Here is a 6,130-nt window from a genome sequence, read left to right as displayed (position 1 = left end):
TGATCAAGCTGATCACAAGTGACAGGAGTCGTTTGAGGGTATAGCGCAGCATGTATGCACGTTAGAACGCAATCTGGCTGGTTAAAACAAGTATTACCAAGAACAGCGCGACGTTCTTTAGTTGAGATTAAAAATAGACAAGGGCGCAGAAAACTCCGCGCCCTTGTTCGCTCGTTTGCGAATGCCTTAATCAGCCCAGCTAACGCCTGTCAGATCAGTCGCTTGTGTCGGAGCATTTTCCCACAGGCCCTGAACCTTCGCATCCGCGACGGTCGGGAAGGCCAGCTGGAACAAGTATCCGTTCACATAATCCTGCGAAATCGTTGTTTGCGCCTGAGCGATCATGTCCGATCGCATCGCCGGGTCAGCCGTCGCATTCAGCTTGGTCATCAAAGCTTGGAACTCGGGATTGTCGTACTGGAAATAGTAGTCAGGACGCGCATAGATGCCGATGTCGAAAGGCTCTGTATGGCTGACGATGGTCAGGCCAAAATCCTTTCCACGGAACACAGTTTCCAGCCACTGCGCCCATTCCACATTGATGATTTCGGCCTTGATGCCAACATCAGCCAGCTGTGCGGCAATGATTTCACCACCGCGACGCGCGTAAGAGGGGGGCGGCAGGTGCAGCGTGGTTTCAAAACCATCGGGCATGCCCGCTTCGGCCAGCAGTGCTTTGGACTTGGCGGGATCATAAGCACTCATAGCGGTCAGATCGACATAGTCAGGATTGTGCGGCGCGAAATGCGTGCCGATCGGTGTGCCGTATCCAAACATAGCGCCGTCGATGATTGCTTGACGATCGATGGCATGTGCAAGTGCCTCGCGTACTTTGACGTTATCAAAGGGCGGCATTTTGTTGTTGGTCGAAAGGATCGTTTCCCCTTCTGAGCTGCCGACAAGCACTTGAAACCGCGGGTCTGCTTCGAACTGTGGAAGGTTCTCAGGCGCGGGGAAACCTGCAAAGACATCGACGTCTTGCGCCATCACCGCAGCGAAGGCGGCCGTTGGATCAGAGATGAATTTGAACGTCGCGTTTTCAAGTGCGGGTGCCGTTCCCCAATAGGCGTCGTTGCGTGCCAATTCGATCTTGTCACCCTGCACCCAGTTCACAAACTTGAACGCGCCTGTGCCGATGGGCATCTGTTTGATGTTCTCGATGCTTTCTGGCGCGACGATCACTGCATCGCCCCATGCAAGGTTGAACAGCATGGAGCCATTCGCCTCTGCCAGTGTCAGTTTAACGGTCATCGGATCAACGACAGAAACATCCGTGATGCCTGCATAAAGCGCCTTTTGGGCGTTGGTGCTGTCCTCCGCACGTGCGCGGTCCAGCGAGAATTTCACATCCTCGGCATCCATTGTTGTGCCGTCGTGGAAGGTCACGCCAGAACGCAGTTTGAAAGTATAAGTGAGGCCGTCATCGGAAATGTCCCAGCTTTGAGCAAGGCCCGGAACAACCGAACCATCGGCCATAAAACGGGTCAGACCTTCGAAGACGTTCGAATAGAGCACAGAGTCAATCGCGCCAGCGGCTGCGGATGTCGGGTCAAGATGTGGCGGTTCTAGCTGCAATGCGACAGTAATGTCGGACTTTGCAAAGGCACCAGTGGCCAGCATCGCGGCAGCGCTTGCGCCCAGCAGAAGGGTACGAAGGTTAGACATTTTGGTCTCCCGTTATATGTTCGAAAACGAGGTTAGCCTCAATACTATAGGCTGGCTAGATTATTTGACGGGGAATTTGAGGCTTGCACGGGCTGCAAAGGCTTCGTATCACGCGCGCTTTCGACGAATGGGGCGCGATATGGGGCAAAATTCAGATATTTTGGCCGTTGATTTTGGCACATCGAACTCTGCTGTTGGTGTGAATTTGAACGGAAAAGCGCACATCATCGAGCTTGAGCCGGGCAAGCAAACGCTGCCGACTGCATTGTTTTTCGATTTCGAGGAGAAGATGGTCACCTATGGCTCGCTTGCAGAGCAAGCGCTGTTTGAGGGCGCTTGGGGGCGCTATATGCGCGCGCTTAAATCTCTGCTCGGCACCCCGCTAATCCGCGAAAGCCAGCCGTTTCTGGGCAAGCGGATGAGCTATATCGAGATCGTTGCGCGGTTTCTCTCGGAAATGAAAGCGCGGGCAGAAACGCAGACAGGGCAAAGCTATCGCCGTGCGCTATCGGGGCGCCCTGTTCGGTTTCATGCAGACCCAAAGCGCGATGCGCAGGCGCTGACGGATTTGCGCGAATGCTATAAAATTGCGGGCTTTGAAGATGTGCAGTTTATGAACGAGCCAGAAGGCGCGGCGCGTGCGTTGGCGCATGTTCTGAACGCTGGCGATCTTGGGCTGGTCATCGACATTGGAGGCGGTACGTCTGACTTCACGCTTTTCAAAAGCACGGATAGCAGCGCGATCGAGATCATTCAAAGTGATGGCCTGCGCCTTGGGGGAACCGATTTTGACCGCTTGCTAAGTTTCGAACATGTGATGCCGATGATGGGACGGGGCACGCAAATCCGCCATGCTTTTGGCGATAAAACCCATATCGCGCCGAATGCGATATTTGCGGATCTCGCGACATGGCAGAAAATCCCGTTTCTTTATGCCCCCGATACCCGCCGCGCGGCCAAAGATTTGCTGCAATATGCGGTGGAGCCGGACAAGTTGGCACGTCTTAACCGTGTCCTTGATGACGAGCGGGGTCATGATCTTGCCTTTGCGGTTGAAGCCGCCAAGATCGAGCTGAACACCAAGCCGCTTGCAAGCGTCGATATGCGATTAGATGCGTTGGAGCAAAGGTTCGAAGCGCCGCTCTATGCGTTGGCTTTGGCGCATACTTTGCAACCCTCCGCTGAGCAGATCGCGCAGATGGCGCTGCACTGTGTGCAAAACGCCGGCTTGGCACCCGAGCAAGTCACCCATCTGGTTTTTGTTGGCGGTTCCAGTTTGATGGACGTTGTCCAAAACGCGGTGACAGGGGCCTTTCCAAAGGCACAGACCCATCACGGCGCGGCCCTGACGGGCATTATCCAGGGTCTTGCGTTGGCGAGCGGCGATTATTAATCCTGCACGCCCATCAGAAGTTGGGCTAAAGAATGTGCCATGACCTTGGCGCTATCCATCATGTCTTCAACGCCGACGTATTCGTCAGGTTTGTGCGCCAGTTCCAGAATTCCGGGCCCATAAGCGATGCAGTTTTTCAGCTTGCCGATACGGTCGATGTGCTTCTGATCGTAGGTTCCGGGGGAGGCGACGTAGCGCACTTTTTTGCCCATCACCGCCTCGATTGATCTGGCAACAGTTTGCACAACGGGTGCTTCTTTATCGGTCATCGAGGGGGCGACATGGTTCAATTCGCGCATGGCGTATTCGAAATTTGGACGGGTCACGCGGAGCTCTTCAAGCAGGTCTTTGACTTCGCCGCTGACGCCCGCGTGGTTTTCTTCAGCGAGATACCGGCGGTCGATAACGATCCGACAACTGTCGGGAACGCAATGCGAGGGCAGGGCCGTACTGTCCTCGGGCTGCTCGTTTTGTCCGCCGTGGATCGAGTTTATGTTCATTGTTGATTGGCGCGCACCTTCGGGAATGACGGGCATTTCCGTGTGCCGTGCGGCCATAGCAGGATAAAGCGTGTCTTCGAATTTATCGAGCACTGCGCCCATATGCCGAACTGCACAATCGCCGAGGAAGGGCATACAGCCGTGGGCGATTTCTCCGAAGGTTTCTATTTCGGCCCACCAGCCGCCGCGATGTCCGAGGCAAATCTGATCCACGCCAAGTGGTTCGGGAATAATCACATGCTGAACGCGTGTCGGGGCAAAGAAGCCTTTTTCGGCCAGATACGCCACACCGCCATAGCCACCGCTTTCCTCGTCGGCCGTTCCGCTGATTTCAATCGCGCCTGCATAATCGGGGCATTCTTCGACGAAGGCTTCCGCAGCTATGATCGAAGCCGCCAAGCCACCTTTCATGTCGCAGGCCCCGCGACCGTAGATCTTGCCGTCTTTGAGTTCGCCGCCAAACGGATCAGTCGTCCAGCCTGCACCGACTTCGACGACATCTATGTGCGAATTGAAGTGGACGCATTCGCCCAAGCCCGCCCCTTCACGTCGACAGACCACGTTCCAACGGGGGTATTTGGTGCAATCCCCCGGCGCGCCTTCTGCACGCACCATTTCCATGGCAAATCCGCTGCGTGCCATACGCTCGCCCAGAAACGTACAAATCTCACGATAGTTTTCGCCCGGTGGGTTGAGGGTCGGAATGCGGATCAGCTCTTGTGTCAGTTCGATCAGGTCTTCGCGCTTGGATTCGATGCGCGCCGCCAAACGGGCTTGCAAGTCACTCATTGAAATTCTCCATTCAGCCGATTGAATTCAGAGTGACGCGGCGGCGCATCTCTTGCAAGAGTAGACGCTGCGTGCCACCAATGCAGTGTTCTCAGGGCAGGGTGAAAGTCCCTACCGGCGGTGATAGCCCGCGAGCGCCTTTGCGAAAACGTGAGGGGTCAGCAGACTTTGGTGGAATTCCAGGGCCGACGGTGAAAGTCCGGATGAAAGAGAGCGGTACGTTTGCCCTTTTGGGTAGGCGGGCCAATGCGATGCTCTGGGGCTTTTGTAACGTCTAAAACAAAGGTTCCAAAATGACGAAACAACTGAAAATAGCGTTTATCAAAGCGCGCTGGCATTCCGATATTGTGGATCAAGCGCTTGTTGGTTTCGAGGCGGATATGGATGGTGTCGATGCCACCGTTCAAATCGCGGCCTTTGATGTGCCTGGTGCATTCGAGATGCCGCTTTTGGCGAAGAAGCTGGGCACATCTGGTGAATATGATGCAATCGTTTGCGCCGCGCTGGTCGTGGATGGCGGGATCTACCGCCATGATTTCGTTGCCGCCGCGGTGGTGAATGGGTTGATGGATGCGCAGATGAGCACGGGTGTGCCGACCTTCTCTGTCTCGCTGACCCCGCATCATTTTCAACACACGCCAGAGCATATCGGGTTCTTTACCGATCACTTCGTCAAGAAAGGCGCAGAGGCGGCGCAGGCGGTGCGCGCGACGCTAGCGCACTACGCCTAACGTAATCGAAACAGCGGGGCTGGTCCAAGCGGGATCGGCCCCAGTTTCATTTGGCCATTGTTCAGATCGAGTGGCAAATCGAGCGTGTTTCGATTGCCGGAAAGGCTAGAAAGCAGCGATAGACCCTGCTCGATCGGGCGAACCAGCTGCGACGGGATCGCGCCCGTTGCCGCGCTAACGGCCAGAATATCGCGCCAGTTCTGGGCTTTGATTGTGATCTTTCCGCTTGCACGGCCTTGCTCGTCCACATCAAAAGCGCCAGCGAGGCGCAATTCAAGCTGGCCCCATTTTGCTTCGATAAGCTTGATGGAAATATTGCTTGGCTGCGGACGTGCGGATTGCAACGCGTTCAAATCCCACGGCGCATCGAACTTTGCTGTGACATCGCCCCGTGCATAGGTCAGCTTGTCGGGCAGAATCCCGGCCTCTAGTCGTAGCCCCTTGGGTTGGGGCAGGGCGACTTCCTTCAGCTCAACACCGAAATGATAGCTATTGTTCGCCGTAGGCGTCCGTTCTACCGCCACCAGCGCTTTGCTTGCGCCGTAAACTTCGCCGGTGTTCATCTTCAACGACAGATCGTCGGTTGTGAAATTGGCCTTTTCAAGTGCGAGCGAGGTGTTCTTCTTGACGATCAAGGAGGCACGCATGTCAGCGCTTGTGATTGCGGCTTTGCCATAAGGGCTGCTTAGAGTTTGCGAATTTGGCCAAACTGCAATCAGGTGTTCGGGCTTATAGCTTAGCGCGAAAATTTGAAGAAATGGGGCGGAGTAGGCGACGCCTGTGTCAGGATCGGCCAGCGCGATGTCACTTATTGTTGTATCAAAACGGCTTGGGAAGCCGCGCGTCGTGATGCTTTCGTAATCAGCAACCCAACCTTCGCTGCGGCGATCTTCAAACCATTGAACAAAGCCGGCGCGCGCGCCATTTGAGCCAACAAACCAATAGCCGGCGTAAAGCGCAGCGGCGGCAACAATTACAAATAACAGTCGTTTCATCTCTTTTCCTCAAGGCTTGGCTCGTATCTAAGGCAGGCAATCTGAAAGGGCCAGTAC

Annotated in this window: 5 protein-coding genes and 1 riboswitch; of the genes, 2 read left to right on the top strand and 3 right to left on the bottom strand. The window is 55.2% G+C overall.

Annotated features, from left to right (window positions below):
• Positions 1–186: 186 nt before the first annotated feature.
• Positions 187–1,665: an ABC transporter substrate-binding protein gene (locus WBC85_RS16585; RefSeq protein ID WP_424439909.1), complete on the bottom strand. Its 1,479-nt coding sequence runs from the start codon at positions 1,663–1,665 to the stop codon at positions 187–189.
• Between the two features lie 139 nt (positions 1,666–1,804).
• Here WBC85_RS16585 and WBC85_RS16580 point away from each other — a divergent pair, with 139 nt between their 5' ends.
• Positions 1,805–3,058, top strand: a complete 1,254-nt coding sequence (locus WBC85_RS16580) for an Hsp70 family protein (RefSeq protein WP_424439906.1) — start codon at positions 1,805–1,807, stop codon at positions 3,056–3,058.
• On the opposite strand, the gene WBC85_RS16575 is transcribed toward WBC85_RS16580, so the two are convergent.
• A complete protein-coding gene (locus WBC85_RS16575; RefSeq protein ID WP_424439903.1) occupies positions 3,055–4,347 on the bottom strand; it encodes an acetylornithine deacetylase/succinyl-diaminopimelate desuccinylase family protein in 1,293 nt (430 codons plus the stop codon). The genes WBC85_RS16580 and WBC85_RS16575 overlap by 4 nt on opposite strands.
• Positions 4,348–4,430: 83 nt before the next feature.
• Positions 4,431–4,566: riboswitch (FMN riboswitch) on the top strand.
• A 74-nt stretch (positions 4,567–4,640) separates the two neighbouring features.
• Here WBC85_RS16575 and WBC85_RS16570 point away from each other — a divergent pair.
• Complete coding sequence (locus WBC85_RS16570) at positions 4,641–5,078, top strand: 6,7-dimethyl-8-ribityllumazine synthase (protein ID WP_424439900.1); 438 nt, start codon at positions 4,641–4,643, stop codon at positions 5,076–5,078.
• Here the strand turns inward: WBC85_RS16570 and WBC85_RS16565 are convergent.
• Entirely contained in the window at positions 5,075–6,073 is a 999-nt protein-coding gene (locus WBC85_RS16565; protein WP_424439897.1) for a DUF2125 domain-containing protein, read from the bottom strand. The genes WBC85_RS16570 and WBC85_RS16565 overlap by 4 nt on opposite strands.
• Positions 6,074–6,130: the final 57 nt, after the last annotated feature.

The sequence above is a fragment of the Planktotalea sp. genome, from assembly GCF_049680325.1.
GTDB lineage: Bacteria > Pseudomonadota > Alphaproteobacteria > Rhodobacterales > Rhodobacteraceae > Planktotalea.
The sequence above is the reverse complement of the archived record's forward strand: the minus strand, read 5'-3'. Positions and strand labels throughout refer to the sequence as shown.